Below are 16,116 nucleotides of genomic sequence, written 5' to 3' on the forward strand. Positions count from 1 at the left end.
AGGCTTCAAGAGAAGTTCTATTTAGGCGTGTTGTGGAGCGAGACTGATTAAAAAGTATTTACCCTCATCACGGTTGTTTTAAGTTTATGTAATGGAGTTCGCATGGCGACCGGAATTGTTAAGTGGTTCAATGATGCAAAAGGTTTTGGCTTTATCAAACCTGATGATGGTGAAGAAGAGTTGTTCGCGCATTTCAGCGCAATTACTATGCCTGGGTTCAAAACCCTTAAGGAAAACCAAAAGGTAACGTTTGATATTACCCAAGGCCCTAAAGGCAAGCAAGCTACCAATATCCAAGCGGCTTAATAGTCCTTAGATCATTATGAGAAACCCAGGACTTGTTCCTGGGTTTTTTTTCGTCCGCAATTTACTCACTTAAAATGCACATCATGCGCATATCAATCAATACTTTTCGCCATCTATTTGCATTCGCCCTTTTGATCGGCTCAGGCCTGATCTTCGCACAACTGAATGCCGGCCTGCCAATGGTTGAGTTGAAAACTGGCATCTATCGCATTCAAGCAGAATTAGCCGACACCCCCGAAAGAAGGCAGACTGGTTTAATGAATCGCACCAGTTTGCCGATGAATTCTGGAATGCTCTTTGTATTTGAAGAAAAAGCGGGCCACTGCTTTTGGATGTTTAGCACCAAGATTCCTCTCTCGATTGCTTTCATTGCAGACGATGGCAAGATTGTGAATATCGAAGAGATGCAAGCTGGGACAACGAATAACCACTGCCCTAAAGCTGCAGTGCGCTATGCCCTAGAAATGAATAAGCAATGGTTCTCCGAGAGAGCTATTGGCCCAGGTTCCGTGATTAGCGGTTTACCAAAGAAATAGTCAGACCCTCTATCGGACAATAAAAAACGCAGACCTTGGTCTGCGTTTTACTTTGGTGAAGCAAGACTAGTTATTCAAAGTGACAAACATAGTGCACTGCTTGCTCAGCACGAATAATAAAGTAACCGCCCTCCTCTACTTCCCAGCTTTGACCAGCCTTGAACTCTTGCTCTGGAGCGCCATTAATGCTCACGAAAGCAGTGCCATCGACCACTTCCATCACCTCTCTAGTGCTCAGGTCAAAACGCAAAGTGCTTGGCAATACAACGCCAACGGACTTGCGCACACCATTGGGCAGGGTCACCGTGTGTGACACACATTTGCCATCAAAAAACACATTGGCTTTTTTACCTACTGATACTTGATCAAATTGCATCTGGACTCTTTCTAATCTAGTTATGACTAATTACTTCTTTGCGCGTTTACGTTTCGCTATTTCAGCAATGCGCATACGTAAGGCGTTGAGTTTGATAAAGCCGCCTGCGTCAGCTTGGTTGTAGGCGCCACCATCATCATCAAAGGTTGCAATATTTTGATCAAATAAAGTATTTGCTGAATCACGTGAAATAACCGATACAGAACCCTTGTAGAGTTTTAAGCGTACAACGCCATTCACCATCTGCTGGGTATGGTCAATCAAAGTTTGCAAAGCCATACGCTCTGGCGCCCACCATAGGCCGTTGTAAATCAAGCTAGCGTAGCGTGGCATGAGGTCATCTTTCAGGTGAGCCACTTCACGATCCAAGGTGATGCTTTCGATACCGCGGTGCGCCTTGAGGAGAATCGTGCCACCTGGGGTCTCATAGCAGCCGCGGCTCTTCATGCCAACAAAACGGTTCTCGACCAAATCCAGGCGCCCAACGCCGTGCATGCCACCAATACGATTTATTTCAGCCAATAACTCGTGTGGTTTATAGGCTTTACCATTAATCGCAACCGGGTCACCCGCTTTAAATTCAATCTCAATCACTTCAGGAGCATCCGGAGCCTTCTCAGGAGAAACTGTCCAACGCCACATAGACTCTTCTGCCTCTGCGTTAGGATTCTCTAGATGACGACCTTCATAACTGATATGCAGGAGATTGGCATCCATGGAATAAGGTGAGCCCCCTTGCTTATGCTTCATCTCAACTGGAATGCCATGCTTTTCTGCATAAGCCATCAACTTCTCGCGCGAGAGTAAATCCCATTCGCGCCACGGCGCAATCACCTTGATTCCTGGCTCTAATGCGTAGTAACCCAACTCAAAGCGGACTTGATCATTGCCCTTACCAGTAGCACCATGCGATACAGCATCAGCACCAGTTAAGCGTGCAATCTCAATCTGACGCTTGGCAATTAATGGGCGAGCGATTGAAGTGCCTAAGAGGTATTCACCTTCATAGATCGTATTGGCGCGGAACATTGGGAATACAAAATCACGCACAAACTCTTCACGTAAATCATCAATGAAAATATTCTCTGGCTTAATGCCAAACTGCAGAGCCTTAGCGCGCGCTGGCTCTAACTCTTCACCTTGACCTAAGTCAGCAGTAAATGTGACGATCTCACAACCGTAAGTATCTTGAAGCCATTTCAAGATCACGCTAGTGTCAAGGCCACCAGAATAGGCTAGTACGGCTTTTTTAATATCAGACATGATTTTTTATTCAATCAAAAATTAATTAATAAACAACTAAGGCAAATTACTGAATATCTTCTAATTAGTCCAATCGACCGCAGAGCAAGTACTCCATCAAGGCCTTTTGAACATGCAAGCGATTTTCCGCCTCTTCCCAAACAATACTTTGTGGACCATCAATCACACCCGCAGAGACTTCTTCACCTCGGTGGGCTGGCAAACAATGCATAAATAATGCGTCAGGCTTAGCTAGCGAGATCAACTCTTCATTCACCATCCAATCCTGGAAAGCCTTCATACGCGAGGTATTTTCAGCCTCGTAACCCATACTGGTCCAAACATCTGTGGTCAACAAATCAGCTTCTTTACAAGCATCCCTAGGATCAGCGCAAATGGTTAAATGTTTTGCGGCTGCTTTTGTTAAACGAGAGGGATCCAACTGATAGCCCACTGGTGCGGAAAAACGGAACTGAAAATCTAAACATTCAGCTGCCTGTATCCAGGTATAAGCCATATTGTTAGCATCGCCAACCCACGCCACCGTCTTCCCTTGAATTGGGCCACGAGCCTCTACAAACGTAAAAATGTCAGCCAATACTTGGCAAGGATGATATTCATTGGTAAGACCATTAACGACTGGCACTCTGGAGTTAGCAGCAAAACGCTCAATGATGTCTTGGCCAAAAGTGCGAATCATGATGATGTCAGTCATCCGTGAAATCACCTGCGCAGCATCCTCTACGGGCTCACCACGACCTAACTGGGTGTCACGGGTGTTTAGGTATACAGCATGGCCACCAAGCTGATGGATGCCTGCCTCGAAGGAAAGACGAGTACGTGTGGAATGTTTCTCGAAAATCATTGCCAAAGTACGGTCGTGAAGTGGATGCCAAGTCTCATAACTTTTAAACTTAGACTTAAGCCATGCCGATCTTTTTAGCAAGTAGTCATATTCTTCACGAGTAAGGTCAGCAAACTGCAGATAGTGCTTGACCTGACCGGGCACTTGGGGCTTTGCCAGAGATGTCATAGTTGAGCTTTCTACTAAAGTTTTGGCTTGCATTTTTTTCTTCAAACATTCGACTGCACGAAAATAGAACTTATGGTCATCTTACGGCCAACACCCCCTGTTAAGCTAGAGGACTTAGTGATACCGATTCCAACCACCTTCCTTACGCGAACTTGAACCACAAAAAACTTTTCATTCAAGGCATTACCACTGCTGGCAAACCATTTCGACCCAGTGATTGGGCGGAGCGTCTGTGTGGAGTGATGGCTAGCTTTCGCCCTCCAGGAGGCTCTGGAGACCCTCGCTTCACCTATTCACCCTATGTCACACCAGTCGTGATTGCAACAGTGAAATGCGTTGTTATTGATACCAGACTGGGTGATCTTGATCCAAGAGCGCTGGACTTTGTAACAAACTTTGCCAAAGACAACAATCTACCGATCGAAGAGGCCTGTGAGTTTGAACCCAAACCACAAACCCAGTCCTAAAAACAAAAGCCCGCTCTGATAAGGAGCGGGCTTAGGTCGAAATCATTTCGACCAGCCTAAAACTGCGTATGTATTACGCTGCCATTGCCTTAATAGCTGCGGACAAACGTGACTTCTGACGTGATGCAGTATTTTTGTGAGCAATCTTTTTGTCAGCAATCTTGTCGATTGTTGCCTGAGTTGCTGCAAATACTTTCGCAGCAGCCGCTTTGTCACCAGTTTCGATCGCTTTACGAACTGCCTTAATGGAAGTACGGAGCTTTGAACGCAAACTGGAGTTGTGCTCATTCTGTTTTACTGCCTGGCGTGCGCGCTTGCGCGCTTGTGCTGTATTAGCCATCTTTAAACCTTGCCTCTATAAATTGCAAAATGCGATTAGTTAAAAATCCTGCGGTCTTGCCAGATTCATAAGCAAGCTCGCCAAAACCCAAGATTTTACATTAAAGGGGCAAAAAAGCCCAGCCGACCGATAAATAGGTGAAAATCGGCTCATGAACCTGCTTTCTGCTGCCGCCAAGGTGAGCTCCCTCACCATGCTGTCCCGTATTACGGGGCTGCTTCGGGAGACCCTGATTGCCCGTAGTTTCGGGGCCTCAGAGTGGACAGACGCCTTTAATGTGGCTTTCAGGATACCCAATTTACTGCGTCGTTTATTCGCTGAAGGAGCCTTTTCTCAAGCTTTTGTACCCATTTTGGGTGAAATCTCCAAGGATGGGGATCAAAAACAGGCTCAAATCCTCGTTAATGCGGTCGCCACGCTTTTATTTTGGTCTTTACTGCTCACGGTCTTGCTCGGGGTAATCGGCGCCCCCTTACTCATTCTGGTCATTGCTACGGGATTTAGTGGGGGGCCAGCCTATGAGGCTAGCGTAGTTATGACCCGAATTATGTTTCCTTACATTGGGCTGATTTCTCTAGTTTCACTGTCAGCAGGAATTCTGAATACTTTCCAGCGTTTTGCTATCCCTGCCTTTACTCCCGTTTTATTGAACCTGTCCTTAATCGGAAGTGCGCTATTTTTGGCGCCCCACTTAGAGCAACCGATCTACGCACTGAGTATTGGTGTGATCTTGGGTGGCGTCTTACAACTAGCGCTTCAGGTTCCGGCACTCTCTCGTATTGGACTTTTGCCGCGGATTGGTTTATTACCTGGCGCCATTAAATCTGCCATAGCAAATCCAGAAGCAAAACGGGTTTTGAAACTGATGGGGCCAGCGGTCTTTGCGGTGTCTGTTGCGCAAATCTCACTCATCATCAATACCAATATCGCATCACGCTTACAAACAGGAAGTGTGTCGTGGCTTTCCTATGCTGATCGCTTAATGGAATTTCCTACGGCACTACTGGGTGTAGCTTTAGGTACCGTGCTTCTGCCCAGCTTAAGTAAAGCCAATGCTAAAAATGACTTAGCTCACGCCGGTGAACTACTTATCTGGGGATTACAGCTGACATTTTTGTTGGCCGCGCCCTGTGCAATTGCACTCTTTATTTTTGGAGAACCGCTTGCAGCAGTGCTCTACCACTATGGCAAATTTAATGCCCTCGATGTTTTGATGACACAACGCGCATTGGCCGCCTATGGCGTTGGACTGATTGGACTCATTTTGGTAAAGATTTTGGCGCCGGGTTTTTATTCACGTCAAGATATTCGGACCCCAGTCAAGATTGGTTTGTTGGTGCTTGTCGCGACCCAGCTGGCTAACTTTGTTTTTGTACCTTGGCTTGGGCATGCAGGTCTTGCACTTTCTGTCGGCGCTGGGGCCTGCCTGAATGCTGCCCTCCTATGGATTGGCCTTCATCAGCGGGGCGCACTGCCTAGCTCGGCTTGGGCTAAATACCTTGGGCAGCTATTTTTAGCCCTGATCCCCTTCTCAGCAGTACTTTTTTATGCTGCTGGCGCCCATAATTGGATCGCCCTTCAAGCGGAGCCTTGGACTCGCATTGGTCTTCTGGCTGCATGGTTAGCTGCCGCTGCCATGATTTACTTTGGCGCCCTGGGTCTAGTTGGAATTCGCTGGCAAAAATTCTTGCGTCATGCAAAATAGGGCTTATGCCAACACAACAACTCGACTATTTCACTTCTTTAGTTGCTGAAGATGAACACTTACCACTAACGGAAGCGGCAATCGCTGTTGCACAACATGCGTACCCAGATTTAGACGTTCAAAGTGTCCTCGATCAACTGGATCAAATGGGCAATAAGTTGAAATCCCGAATTACTCCAGATACGCCCCAAATTCAGCGTTTGCAAATTCTGAGGAATTTCTTTTATACCGAGTTAGGTTTTGGACCAAACCCAAATGATTTTTATGCGCCCGAAAATTCTTATTTGCACTATGTGCTTGAGAACCGTAGAGGTATTCCGATTTCACTCGCGATTCTGATGATGGAGTTGGGGAATCAGATTGGCTTGAAGATTCGCGGTGTTTCATTTCCAAATCACTTCATGATGCGCATCTCCTTGCAACAAGGTGAAATCATCATGGACCCCCTCACTGGTGAATCACTCTCCAAGAATCAACTCCAGGAGATGCTTGATCCCTACCTAGACGCCAAGGGATACCGTGGCGAATTGAGTCTGCCACTGAATATCTTCCTGCGGGCCTCTAACCCACGCGAAATCTTATCTCGCTTCCTGCGAAATCTGAAAATGATTTACTCAGAAGATGAGCGCTGGGAGCGCCTACTTGGTATTCAAGAGCGCTTAGTGATTTTGCTACCCAACTCGATTGAAGAAGTTCGTGATCGCGGCCTGATCTTTGCTCAACTGGAATATTTACGCCCTGCAATAGCAGATATGCATCGCTACCTCAGTGAATCTCCGGAGGCAGAAGATGCTGGTGATATCCGCGAGCACATTGCTACGCTAGAGAGTCAGGCTAAGTTTCATTAAAGCTTAGCCCCCAACAGCAATCTTTATTGCTTGCGTTGAAAAATTTTGTAGAGCGCGGCAAAGACGACTGGGATAGCTGCAGCACCAATACCAATCAATACGATCACATTTAAGTTTTGACGAATAATGGGAATGTTGCCAAAAAAATATCCGGCAATGACCAAACCAAATACCCACAGCGCAGCACCAGTGACATTGAAAAACTGAAAACGCGAGAAGTTCATTTCTGATACGCCCGCAATAAAGGGCGCAAAGGTACGAAAAATCGGTAAGAAGCGCGCCAAGATAATGGTCTTACCACCATGTTTCTCATAGAATTCGTGTGTCTTCAGTAAGGCCCGCTGATCAATCCAACGTGACTGACTACTAAATACTCTTTTACCAATCCAGCGGCCAATAAAGTAATTGACGGTATTACCCGCCACTGCAGCAATAAATAATCCAATGCATAAGGTCCAGATATTGAAATGCTCAGTAGCGCAATAAGCCCCAGCAATGAATAGAAGGGAGTCGCCTGGTAAAAATGGGGCAATTACTAAACCTGTTTCAGCAAATACGATTGCAAATAGCAAACCATAAGCCCAAGGGCCATATTGCGCAATGACTACATCTAAATGACGGTCAATATGCAGAAATAAATCGCTGAGTTGTAAAAGGGCATCCATCCACTGGCACTCCAAATATTGGCTTGATGCGCATCTTAACAGGCTCTTATAATCAAGCATGCAAACTGAACCCTACATTCAGCAAATGCATGCTCCAGAGACTATGCCGATACTTTGTATTGTTGGCCCCACTGGTGCAGGCAAAACTCATCTCGCTATGCTGCTTGCCGAGCATGCCAAATCTATTGGCTTGACCATCGAACTCATCAGCATGGATTCAGCATTGGTTTATCGCGGCTTAGATATTGGTAGTGCAAAACCGACAAAGATAGAACAGGCGTCTGTTACCCATCACCTCATTGATATCTTGGAGCCTACCGAGGTTTGCTCGGCTGCACGCTTTGCGAGAGATGCAAAACGCCTTTGTGAAGAAATTCGTAGTAGAGGAAATATTCCTATCGTTGTTGGGGGTACGATGTTGTATTGGCGCGCTTGGGCGCATGGGCTATCCTCCTTGCCGCCAGCCAATCCAGAAATTCGTGCGCGACTAGATGAAGAAGGCAAGATCATTGGCTGGCCTGCGATGCACGCCAAACTTGAAGTAGTCGATCCAGAAACGGCGGTACGCTTAAAGCCTAACGATTCACAACGGGTACAACGCGCTCTAGAGGTATTTGAGATCACTGGCAAACCTATGTCTACATTACTGGCTGACTCACCTAGTGAGGACGGCAGAGAGGGTTCAAGCATTCCAGCCTGGATTGATTTAGTTTCTCTTGAGCCTAGCGATCGCGCAAGACTTCATGCCAATCTAGAAAAACGTTTTGATGAAATGCTAGCTGCTGGATTTATGGATGAGGTCAAAACCTTACGCACCAATCCTAACTTGCACCCAGACTTACCGGCAATTCGTTCAGTAGGCTATCGACAAGCATGGGAGTTTTTAGACAATCAAATTGACTTTGATCAGATGCGTTACAAAGCTTTAGCGGCTACTAGGCAGTTAGGTAAACGGCAATTAACTTGGTTACGCGCAATCGCAGGCAGAAAAACCTTTGACCCCTTCAAACCAGAGGAGCTTAAGGCAGCATTAGATTACTGCAAAAGCACTTTACAGAAATAAAACACTGCCGTCTTATATAACAATAGTTTGTGGTGCATCTTTTGGACGCTCCACTACTTCACCAACGGTCCATGCTTTTAAACTATGTGCACTTAATGATTTGATTGCAGCCTCTGCTTGAGTTGGGGAAACAATCAGCACCATCCCAATGCCACAGTTAAATACACGAACCATTTCTGCATCGGCAACGCCACCCTTCATTTGCAACCAACGGAAGAGTTCTGGCATCTGCCAGCTATCGCGGTGCAATACCGCTTGGGTATTTTCTGGAAGAACACGAGGCACGTTGTCGACTAGACCACCGCCAGTAATATGGGCCATACCCTTCACATCAATTTCAGAGATCAGCTTTAAGAGAGGCTTTACATAAATCTCAGTTGGAGCCATCACTACATCGCCAAGAGATCGACCGCCTAGATCATCACTTGGTTTTGCACCTACGCGCTCAATAATTTTGCGCACTAAAGAGTAGCCATTGGAATGGGCACCACTCGAAGCAATGGCCAATATAACATCGCCAGGAACAATCGTATTACCAGTAATGATTTTGGATTTTTCTACCGCGCCAACTGCAAATCCAGCCAAATCATATTCACCTGGTGGATACATGCCAGGCATCTCAGCAGTTTCACCACCGATGAGAGCGCAGCCAGATAATTCGCAACCCTTAGCGATGCCGCCAACAACTGTCGCTGCAGTATCCACAGTGAGCTTGCCGCAAGCAAAGTAATCCAAGAAAAAGAGGGGCTCTGCACCTTGAACCAAAATATCGTTCACGCTCATCGCAACTAAATCTTGACCAATGGTGTCATGGCGATTCCACTCAAAAGCTAAGCGAAGCTTGGTCCCCACACCATCGGTACCGGCCACTAAAACCGGCTCCTTGTAGCGCTTAGGAACCTCAAAAAGAGCTCCAAAGCCACCGATTCCAGCCAAAACACCCTCTCGCATGGTTTTCTTAGCCAGCGGTTTGATGCGGTCGACTAAGTCATCCCCAGCGTCAATATCGACGCCAGCATCGCGGTAAGAAAGGCCATTTGATGGGGAATTAGTAGATGAAGTCATGTCAGAGTCGGAATATTGGTGAGAAATGTCACTTGGTCAGTAGAATCATTGAATTCTAGAGGATTACTTGTAATGGCTGAAATTTTTACCCCTTTTCTGACTGCCTTTATTCTGGCCTACATCCTTAGGCCCGCTTTTCTATGGCTGGGAAGGCATCGCCTGCCAAACTCATTAGCAGCTCTTCTGACTGTAGTCTTAGGCTTGGGTGTCCTGATTGCAATTTTGGGCCTCTTTATTGGCCTACTCAAAACTGAACTGCCTTTAATTAAGGCGCAATTGCCCGGGTGGATTCAAAACACGCAAGCATGGCTCGGACCTAAATTAGCTGAATTTCATATTGACCTTGATTGGGGGGTCTTAAAAACAACCCTCTCTCAAAAAATTTCAACGCACATTAGCGACAACGCTGATGCTCTCATGACCAGCACTTTTGAAACTGTACTCATGTCTGGCAGCTCAGTGGTTGCTGGCTTTGTGAATTCTGTTTTGATTATTTTTGTAATGTTCTATTTGCTCATTGACTGGGATCATTTCTTTGGGATTATCAAAAAAATGTTTCCATTGCGTGCCCAAGAAACTATTCACCATCTCGCAATGCATACGGATGGCTTACTCTCGCAATATTTAAACGGCATGATTATTGTGATTTCTATCATGTCTGTTTTCTATAGCATTGGTTTAAGCCTCATTGGCATTCAAGGAGCGGTGGCTTTAGGCATCTTTACTGCGCTGATGATTGTGATTCCTTATATTGGCATTACCTTGGGATTTTCTCTCGCCATTTTGTCAGCCCTACTGCAATTCGGCCCTCAATACGAAATGATTGCCGTACTTGCTTTATATGGTCTTGGCCAATTCCTAGAAGGCTTTGTGCTCACACCCCGTCTAGTAGGTGAGCGTATTGGCCTTCACCCAGTTGCAGTGTTATTTGCTTTACTGCTATTTGGAAAACTATTTGGCTTTTTCGGTGTGCTACTGGCATTACCAATTAGTGCCGTGAGCTTAGTATTGGTTCAATACCTTTGGTCTGTGTATACGCAAAGCTCTTGGTATCAAAAATAATTGCGCAGTAATGAATACACCTCCACTTCCAAGACAGTTTGCTTTAGATCTCAGCCATACCCCCAAAGCCAGTCTCGACAATTACTTACCGAGCAAAGATCTGGCGCTACTATCTGCCTTGCAAAATCTTTGTAAAGGCTGGCAAGGTAACGTCATTAATCAAAGCAGCAATCCACTGAATCATCGCTGGATTTATTGGTGGGGACCAGAAGGATCTGGGCGCACCCATTTGCTTGAGGCAATGATAAATGTCGCTGAAAATATCGGTATTGAATCTTTTTTCCTTAATCCTAAAGAGCCCATCTCCTGGGTTCGTCTTGAAGAAAAAATGGGTGCCCTAGTACAAAGTGATACGCCCTCGGTCATTGCTGTCGATGATGTAGATGCTTTAGATGAGCGCTTAGTGGGCGCCCTGTTTCGCATTCTCAATGGCGTTCAGGCAAGTAAGCAAATCCACATCTTCATGGCTGGCAAGGCTGCACCAGGTAATTTGGAGTTGCGCGAAGACCTTCGGACCCGCCTAGGATGGGGTTTAGTCTTTCAAACACAACTTTTGGATGATGATGAGAAAATACAAGCCTTAGAACAAGCCGCTAAGGCGCGAGGATTGGTTTTATCCCCTGACGTATTGCCTTGGTTGTTAAATCGTTTTTATCGCGATATGCCCAATTTAATGGCCTTGATTGATGCTTTGGATGCTTATTCATTAGAAACAAAACGTGCTGTAACCTTGCCGCTCGTGCGCGAGCTTTTACAGCCAAAATAATTTACTTGATATTCAATTTGTGACCCAATTAGCCCTTTTCGACTTAGATAGCACCCTCCTCCCTTGCGATAGCGACTATGAGTGGGGACAATTTTTAGCACGCATCGGCGTAGTAGATGGTGATGATTACGCCAAAAAAAATGAGCGCTTTTATCAAGACTATAAAGAAGGCAAGCTCGATATTCATGCATTTCTCCGCTTTTCCTTAAAGCCGCTTTCGGAACATTCCCGCGCTCAACTCAAGGAATGGCATGACGCTTTCATGAAGGAAGTGATCAATGGCCAACTCCGTCAATCAGCAATTGACTTGGTAAAAAGACATCAAGATGCTGGAGATCTATGCTGCGTAATCACCGCTACCAATAGCTTTGTTACACATCCAATCGTGGCAAGCTTTGGTATCGAACACCTGATTGCGACTGAGCCCGCTACCGTTGGCAATAGTCCTTTGGGGAACTTCACTGGAGAAGTAAAAGGTATACCGAATTTTCGTGAAGGCAAGATTCAAAACCTACATGAATGGCTGGTAGCCCAGGAGCTATCTTTCGACAAAATGCCACGAAGCTATTTCTACTCTGATTCGATCAATGATCTACCCCTATTAGAAGAGGTTAGCAATCCCGTTGCTACCAATCCAGATGAACGTCTGCGTAATGAGGCCAATAAACGCAACTGGCCCATTCTTGAGTTGTTTACATGATCACTAAATTCATCAAACGTATCTTGCGGCGCGATCCTATGGTCAAGCATACGCAAGCGAATCACACTGGAGCGCCAAAACGTATTCCTAAAAAAGCCCATCGTATTGATCCGCATTTACTCTCAAAGAATGCCGTAAAAGTAACGCACACGCTTCAACAAGCTGGGTTTGAGGCTTTCATTGTGGGTGGCGCAGTCCGTGATCTGGCCTTAGGAATTGGCCCAAAAGATTTTGATGTAGCAACCAATGCAACGCCAGATCAAGTGCAAAGACTGTTCCGTAAGGCGCGCCTGATTGGCCGGCGCTTTCAGATTGTGCACGTGACTTTCTTTGGTAAAGGTCATCCTGAGATTATTGAAGTCTCCACCTTTAGAGCATTGCTAGACAACGCCGGCGATCATGTGGCTGAAAGTGGTCGGATATTGCGCGATAACGTCTGGGGCTCACAAGGTGAAGACGCTGCCAGAAGGGATTTCACGATCAACGCAATGTATTACGACCCGTCTAGCGAGACCGTTCTCGACTATCACGGCGGTATGGCAGATATGCAAAAGAAAACTTTGCGCATGATTGGTGATCCCGCAAAACGGTATCGCGAAGACCCAATACGAATGCTCAGAGCCATTCGCTTTGCCGCTAAAACTGGCTTTACCTTAGATACTGCAACGCGTGCGCCAATTGCAGAACTCGGCGATCTTTTACAGGATGTGCCATCAGCCAGACTCTTTGATGAAATTCTCAAATTACTCATGTCGGGATATTCCTGGGCTGCAATTCAGGGATTAAGAGATGCGGGACTTCATCATGGTTTGCTGCCCCTGCTGGATCATATTTTGGATAGTGGGGAGGGATCTAGGGATGCAAATGATTTTGTGAAGCTCGCATTAGCCAATACTGACCAACGAATTCAATCGGGCAAAAGTGTTTCTGCTGGATTTTTATTTGCCACTTTGCTTTGGCCTGATCTGCTCAAGAACTGGAAAGCCAATATTGCTAAAGGGGTCTCCAATATTGCTGCACTAAATAGCGCCATGGACGATACGATCGCGACACAAAGTAGTGGCATGACGATTCAACGGCGTTTTGAGACTGATATGTGTGAGATTTGGTCCATGCAACCGCGCTTTGAAAAACGGGTGGGGCGCTACCCCTTCCGCCTCATCGAATCTCCTCGCTTTAGGGCTGGGTACGACTTTATGCTCCTACGCTGCGCTACCGGTGAGCAAAACCCCAGTATTGGTCAATGGTGGACGGATTTCATTGCCGCCGATCCGGCCGGACAAGAAGCCCTTATGACTGCTGCTAAGACAGAACTAGGCAGTAGCGCAGGCTCTCCTACTAAGCGACGCCGCCGCAGAAAACCTAAATCTGACTCGCCCCCCGAACCTGAAGCAGCTTAAGCAAACTTAGAGAAATTTCAGTAAAGTAGTTCCATCTCTAGTTTGGAGTCCTATGGCACGAGCTTTTATCGGATTTGGTGGGAATATCGGCGACACACGTCAGCTCATTACTGATGCGATTGTTTGTCTAGCGTTGCGCTCTGAATTACAGATTCTGGCCAAAAGCTGCTTTTATCAAAGCGCACCGTTAGAAGCTAGTGGTGACGACTATATCAATGCAGTGATTGAAATCGAAACTGAACTCACCCCTTACGGCCTACTCCATGTATGCCAAGTGATTGAAAAAGAGTTTGGCAGAGAGCGCCCCTACTCAAATGCGCCCCGCACACTTGATCTAGATATCTTATCTTTTGAGGGCGTTACTCAAAATGAAACTGAGTTGATATTGCCTCACCCCAGAATGATTGAACGCTCTTTTGTGCTTCTCCCGCTATTGGAAATAGCCCCTGACTTCTTTTTACCAAATCTAGGTGAGCTCAAGAGCTATTTACCCAAAGTAGCTGACCAAAAAATTGAAAAACTACCCTGCAGGAACTGTAATTGTGGGGAAAAAGACGTTTATAGCCCAGCGTCGCATTAATTCATTAAACTCTCGCCATGGGTTACTTACAAGGCGATAAGCCAATCACCATTACTAATCTACTCGCTATGCATGCTGAGCGAGAGAAAATTACTATGCTCACCGCATATGACTCGACCATGTCAGCATTACTCAATCGCTGCGGGGTTGAGACTATCCTGATTGGTGATTCATTAGGCAATGTGATTCAAGGCCACTCCAGCACAACGCCCGTTACCGTTGAGCAAATGGTTTATCACACTGAATGTGTAGCTCGAGCTAATACGCATGCATTTTTGATAGCCGATCTTCCCTTTGCAAGTTATGGCGATCCAGTGCAAGCACTAGATTCAGCAGCAGAACTCATGCGTGCCGGCGCTGATATGGTCAAGCTAGAGGGCGGAGATTGGCAAGTAGATATTATTCAATATCTAGTCGAGCGTAGCGTTCCTGTTTGTGCGCACCTAGGTTTGCTTCCACAATCAGTTCATCTTTTGGGTGGCTACAAAGTGCAAGGTAAGTCTAAGGATGCCGCAAGTCATATGCTTGAACAAGCGCTTGCTTGCGAAGCAGCTGGGGCGCAAATGCTGGTACTTGAAGCCATTCCTTCTTCGCTTGGGGAAAAAATTACCGAAGAACTCCATATTCCGACTATCGGAATTGGTGCAGGGCCAGATTGCTCTGGTCAGGTATTAGTTTTACAAGATATGTTGGGCATCAGCCCAGGCAAACCACCCAAGTTTGTTAAAAACTTTATGGATGGTCACAGCTCGGTCGAAGCTGCTATTAAAGCCTACGTTCGCGAAGTTAAGTCCGGAAAGTTTCCCGGACTAGAGCATGGTTTTGCGGGTTAGTAAGCTTTTAACTAAAGAAGCTCTTTACGCCATCAAACCAGCCCTTTTGCTGTGGGCTGTGTTTATCGCCACCGGATTTCAGACTCTCATCAAACTGTGTCAGCAATTTTTTCTGGTCATCAGTCAATTTCACTGGCGTCTCAACTAAAACGTGTACAAAAAGATCGCCCACTAAAGTGGAGCGCAATCCTTTAATACCTTTGTTACGCAAGCGGAATGTTTTGCCGGTCTGCGTGCCCTCTGGAATTGGAAACTCAACTCGACCCGATAAGGTTGGAACCTCAATCTCACCGCCAATGGTTGCCGTTGCAAATGAAATCGGCATTTGCACATGTAGATCGCTTCCATCACGCTCAAATACTGGATGCGGCTTAACCCGAACTTCTACGTAGAGATCGCCTGAAGGTCCACCGTTAATACCAGGCTCGCCATTGCCAACGGAGCGCACGCGCATACCATCATCAATACCCGCTGGAATTTTAATTTCGAGAGTTTTTTGTTCTTTATGCTTACCGCTGCCATGGCAAGTTTTGCAAGGCTTCGGAATGTACTCGCCTGTGCCGCGGCATTTAGGGCAAGTCTGCTGCATGGAGAAGAAGCCTTGTTGCACACGCACTTGACCATGGCCATCACAGGTAGAGCATTTTTCTGCTTTTGTGCCAGGCTCAGCACCAGTACCATGACAAGGCTTACAGTTGCTCCAACTTGGCACGCGAATTTGTGTTGTGTAACCCTCAGCAGCTTGCTCAAGGGTGATATCCATGTTGTAACGAAGATCGGCGCCCTTATAGACCTGCGGACCAGAGTGACGTCCACCACCTTGCCCAAAAATATCCCCAAAGATATCTCCAAAGGCATCGGCAAATCCGCCGCCGCCAAAGCCGCCACCCATTGAAGGGTCAACACCTGCATGACCATACTGGTCATAGGCAGCGCGCTTATTGGGATCGGTGAGTGTTTCGTAGGCCTCTTTGGCTTCTTTAAATTGGGCTTCAGCCGTTTTACTATCAGGGTTGCGATCAGGGTGATACTTCATTGCCATTTTGCGATAGGCTTTTTTAAGCTCTTCATCGCTGGCACCTTTTGCTACGCCCAGTACTTCATAAAAATCGCGTTTACTTTTAGACAC

At 46.4% G+C, this 16,116-nt stretch carries 19 protein-coding genes; 12 read left to right on the forward strand and 7 right to left on the reverse strand.

Annotated features, from left to right (window positions below):
* The first annotated feature begins 102 nt into the window (after positions 1-102).
* Both CBI31_RS04765 and CBI31_RS04770 read left to right on the forward strand, forming a co-directional pair.
* On the forward strand, positions 103-306 hold the full coding sequence (locus CBI31_RS04765) for a cold-shock protein (RefSeq protein WP_011903586.1): 204 nt from the start codon (positions 103-105) through the stop codon (positions 304-306).
* Between the two features lie 83 nt (positions 307-389).
* Entirely contained in the window at positions 390-842 is a 453-nt protein-coding gene (locus tag CBI31_RS04770; protein WP_088525864.1) for a DUF192 domain-containing protein, read from the forward strand.
* 70 nt (positions 843-912) lie between these two features.
* Here the strand turns inward: CBI31_RS04770 and ppnP are convergent, their stop codons facing one another.
* The 3 genes from ppnP to argF form a co-directional block, all read right to left on the reverse strand.
* Complete coding sequence (gene ppnP / locus CBI31_RS04775; RefSeq protein ID WP_088525267.1) at positions 913-1,218, reverse strand: pyrimidine/purine nucleoside phosphorylase; 306 nt, start codon at positions 1,216-1,218, stop codon at positions 913-915.
* Positions 1,219-1,248: 30 nt separating this feature from the next.
* Complete coding sequence (locus CBI31_RS04780) at positions 1,249-2,481, reverse strand: argininosuccinate synthase (protein WP_088525268.1); 1,233 nt, start codon at positions 2,479-2,481, stop codon at positions 1,249-1,251.
* 64 nt (positions 2,482-2,545) lie between these two features.
* Positions 2,546-3,493, reverse strand: a complete 948-nt coding sequence (argF, locus tag CBI31_RS04785) for an ornithine carbamoyltransferase (RefSeq protein WP_206075467.1) — start codon at positions 3,491-3,493, stop codon at positions 2,546-2,548.
* Positions 3,494-3,645: 152 nt separating this feature from the next.
* Between argF and CBI31_RS04790 the strand changes: the two genes are divergently transcribed.
* Positions 3,646-3,960: a DUF3579 domain-containing protein gene (locus CBI31_RS04790; RefSeq protein WP_088525270.1), complete on the forward strand. Its 315-nt coding sequence runs from the start codon at positions 3,646-3,648 to the stop codon at positions 3,958-3,960.
* 73 nt (positions 3,961-4,033) lie between these two features.
* Here the strand turns inward: CBI31_RS04790 and rpsT are convergent, their stop codons facing one another.
* Positions 4,034-4,300, reverse strand: a complete 267-nt coding sequence (gene rpsT / locus CBI31_RS04795) for a 30S ribosomal protein S20 (RefSeq protein ID WP_011903592.1) — start codon at positions 4,298-4,300, stop codon at positions 4,034-4,036.
* A gap of 151 nt (positions 4,301-4,451) precedes the next feature.
* Here rpsT and murJ point away from each other — a divergent pair, with 151 nt between their 5' ends.
* Together murJ and CBI31_RS04805 are read left to right on the forward strand one after the other, a co-directional pair.
* Complete coding sequence (gene murJ / locus CBI31_RS04800) at positions 4,452-6,005, forward strand: murein biosynthesis integral membrane protein MurJ (RefSeq protein WP_088525271.1); 1,554 nt, start codon at positions 4,452-4,454, stop codon at positions 6,003-6,005.
* Positions 6,006-6,010: 5 nt separating this feature from the next.
* Positions 6,011-6,853, forward strand: a complete 843-nt coding sequence (locus CBI31_RS04805) for a SirB1 family protein (protein ID WP_088525272.1) — start codon at positions 6,011-6,013, stop codon at positions 6,851-6,853.
* 23 nt (positions 6,854-6,876) lie between these two features.
* Here CBI31_RS04805 and CBI31_RS04810 read toward each other — a convergent pair whose 3' ends face one another.
* Positions 6,877-7,518 (reverse strand): VTT domain-containing protein, encoded by a 642-nt coding sequence (locus tag CBI31_RS04810; RefSeq protein WP_088525273.1) that lies wholly within the window; start codon positions 7,516-7,518, stop codon positions 6,877-6,879.
* A gap of 58 nt (positions 7,519-7,576) precedes the next feature.
* Between CBI31_RS04810 and miaA the strand changes: the two genes are divergently transcribed.
* Entirely contained in the window at positions 7,577-8,581 is a 1,005-nt protein-coding gene (miaA, locus tag CBI31_RS04815) for a tRNA (adenosine(37)-N6)-dimethylallyltransferase MiaA (protein WP_088525274.1), read from the forward strand.
* A 12-nt stretch (positions 8,582-8,593) separates the two neighbouring features.
* Here the strand turns inward: miaA and purM are convergent, their stop codons facing one another.
* Positions 8,594-9,646: a phosphoribosylformylglycinamidine cyclo-ligase gene (gene purM / locus CBI31_RS04820; RefSeq protein WP_088525275.1), complete on the reverse strand. Its 1,053-nt coding sequence runs from the start codon at positions 9,644-9,646 to the stop codon at positions 8,594-8,596.
* Positions 9,647-9,718: 72 nt separating this feature from the next.
* Here purM and CBI31_RS04825 point away from each other — a divergent pair, with 72 nt between their 5' ends.
* Genes CBI31_RS04825 through panB form a run of 6 tightly spaced genes read left to right on the forward strand, consistent with a single transcriptional unit; the run spans position 9,719 to position 14,987 of the window.
* Positions 9,719-10,708, forward strand: coding sequence for an AI-2E family transporter (locus CBI31_RS04825; RefSeq protein WP_088525276.1), 990 nt, complete (start codon positions 9,719-9,721; stop codon positions 10,706-10,708).
* A gap of 10 nt (positions 10,709-10,718) precedes the next feature.
* Complete coding sequence (gene hda, locus CBI31_RS04830) at positions 10,719-11,474, forward strand: DnaA regulatory inactivator Hda (protein WP_088525277.1); 756 nt, start codon at positions 10,719-10,721, stop codon at positions 11,472-11,474.
* A 19-nt stretch (positions 11,475-11,493) separates the two neighbouring features.
* The gene (locus tag CBI31_RS04835) at positions 11,494-12,174 is read left to right on the forward strand and encodes a histidinol-phosphatase (protein WP_088525278.1); all 681 of its coding nucleotides are present in this window, start codon (positions 11,494-11,496) and stop codon (positions 12,172-12,174) included.
* Positions 12,171-13,574, forward strand: coding sequence for a polynucleotide adenylyltransferase PcnB (pcnB, locus tag CBI31_RS04840; RefSeq protein ID WP_088525279.1), 1,404 nt, complete (start codon positions 12,171-12,173; stop codon positions 13,572-13,574). Before CBI31_RS04835 ends, pcnB begins: the two co-directional genes overlap by 4 nt.
* A gap of 52 nt (positions 13,575-13,626) precedes the next feature.
* Positions 13,627-14,154 (forward strand): 2-amino-4-hydroxy-6-hydroxymethyldihydropteridine diphosphokinase, encoded by a 528-nt coding sequence (folK, locus tag CBI31_RS04845; protein WP_088525280.1) that lies wholly within the window; start codon positions 13,627-13,629, stop codon positions 14,152-14,154.
* 17 nt (positions 14,155-14,171) lie between these two features.
* Positions 14,172-14,987, forward strand: coding sequence for a 3-methyl-2-oxobutanoate hydroxymethyltransferase (panB, locus tag CBI31_RS04850; protein WP_088525281.1), 816 nt, complete (start codon positions 14,172-14,174; stop codon positions 14,985-14,987).
* A 7-nt stretch (positions 14,988-14,994) separates the two neighbouring features.
* On the opposite strand, the gene dnaJ is transcribed toward panB, so the two are convergent.
* Positions 14,995-16,116, reverse strand: coding sequence for a molecular chaperone DnaJ (gene dnaJ / locus CBI31_RS04855; protein ID WP_088525282.1), 1,122 nt, complete (start codon positions 16,114-16,116; stop codon positions 14,995-14,997).

The sequence above is a fragment of the Polynucleobacter campilacus genome, from assembly GCF_002206625.1.
Lineage (GTDB): Bacteria > Pseudomonadota > Gammaproteobacteria > Burkholderiales > Burkholderiaceae > Polynucleobacter > Polynucleobacter campilacus.

Coding starts and splice junctions, on each gene's coding strand:
- ppnP (WP_088525267.1), bottom strand. CDS start 1,218: ATGCAATTTGATCAAGTATCAGTAGGTAAAAAAGCCAATGTGTTTTTT.
- folK (WP_088525280.1), top strand. CDS start 13,627: ATGGCACGAGCTTTTATCGGATTTGGTGGGAATATCGGCGACACACGT.
- purM (WP_088525275.1), bottom strand. CDS start 9,646: ATGACTTCATCTACTAATTCCCCATCAAATGGCCTTTCTTACCGCGAT.
- CBI31_RS04805 (WP_088525272.1), top strand. CDS start 6,011: ATGCCAACACAACAACTCGACTATTTCACTTCTTTAGTTGCTGAAGAT.
- miaA (WP_088525274.1), top strand. CDS start 7,577: ATGCAAACTGAACCCTACATTCAGCAAATGCATGCTCCAGAGACTATG.
- rpsT (WP_011903592.1), bottom strand. CDS start 4,300: ATGGCTAATACAGCACAAGCGCGCAAGCGCGCACGCCAGGCAGTAAAA.
- CBI31_RS04770 (WP_088525864.1), top strand. CDS start 390: ATGCGCATATCAATCAATACTTTTCGCCATCTATTTGCATTCGCCCTT.
- hda (WP_088525277.1), top strand. CDS start 10,719: ATGAATACACCTCCACTTCCAAGACAGTTTGCTTTAGATCTCAGCCAT.
- argF (WP_206075467.1), bottom strand. CDS start 3,493: ATGACATCTCTGGCAAAGCCCCAAGTGCCCGGTCAGGTCAAGCACTAT.
- pcnB (WP_088525279.1), top strand. CDS start 12,171: ATGATCACTAAATTCATCAAACGTATCTTGCGGCGCGATCCTATGGTC.
- CBI31_RS04810 (WP_088525273.1), bottom strand. CDS start 7,518: ATGGATGCCCTTTTACAACTCAGCGATTTATTTCTGCATATTGACCGT.
- CBI31_RS04825 (WP_088525276.1), top strand. CDS start 9,719: ATGGCTGAAATTTTTACCCCTTTTCTGACTGCCTTTATTCTGGCCTAC.
- CBI31_RS04765 (WP_011903586.1), top strand. CDS start 103: ATGGCGACCGGAATTGTTAAGTGGTTCAATGATGCAAAAGGTTTTGGC.
- panB (WP_088525281.1), top strand. CDS start 14,172: ATGGGTTACTTACAAGGCGATAAGCCAATCACCATTACTAATCTACTC.
- CBI31_RS04780 (WP_088525268.1), bottom strand. CDS start 2,481: ATGTCTGATATTAAAAAAGCCGTACTAGCCTATTCTGGTGGCCTTGAC.
- murJ (WP_088525271.1), top strand. CDS start 4,452: ATGAACCTGCTTTCTGCTGCCGCCAAGGTGAGCTCCCTCACCATGCTG.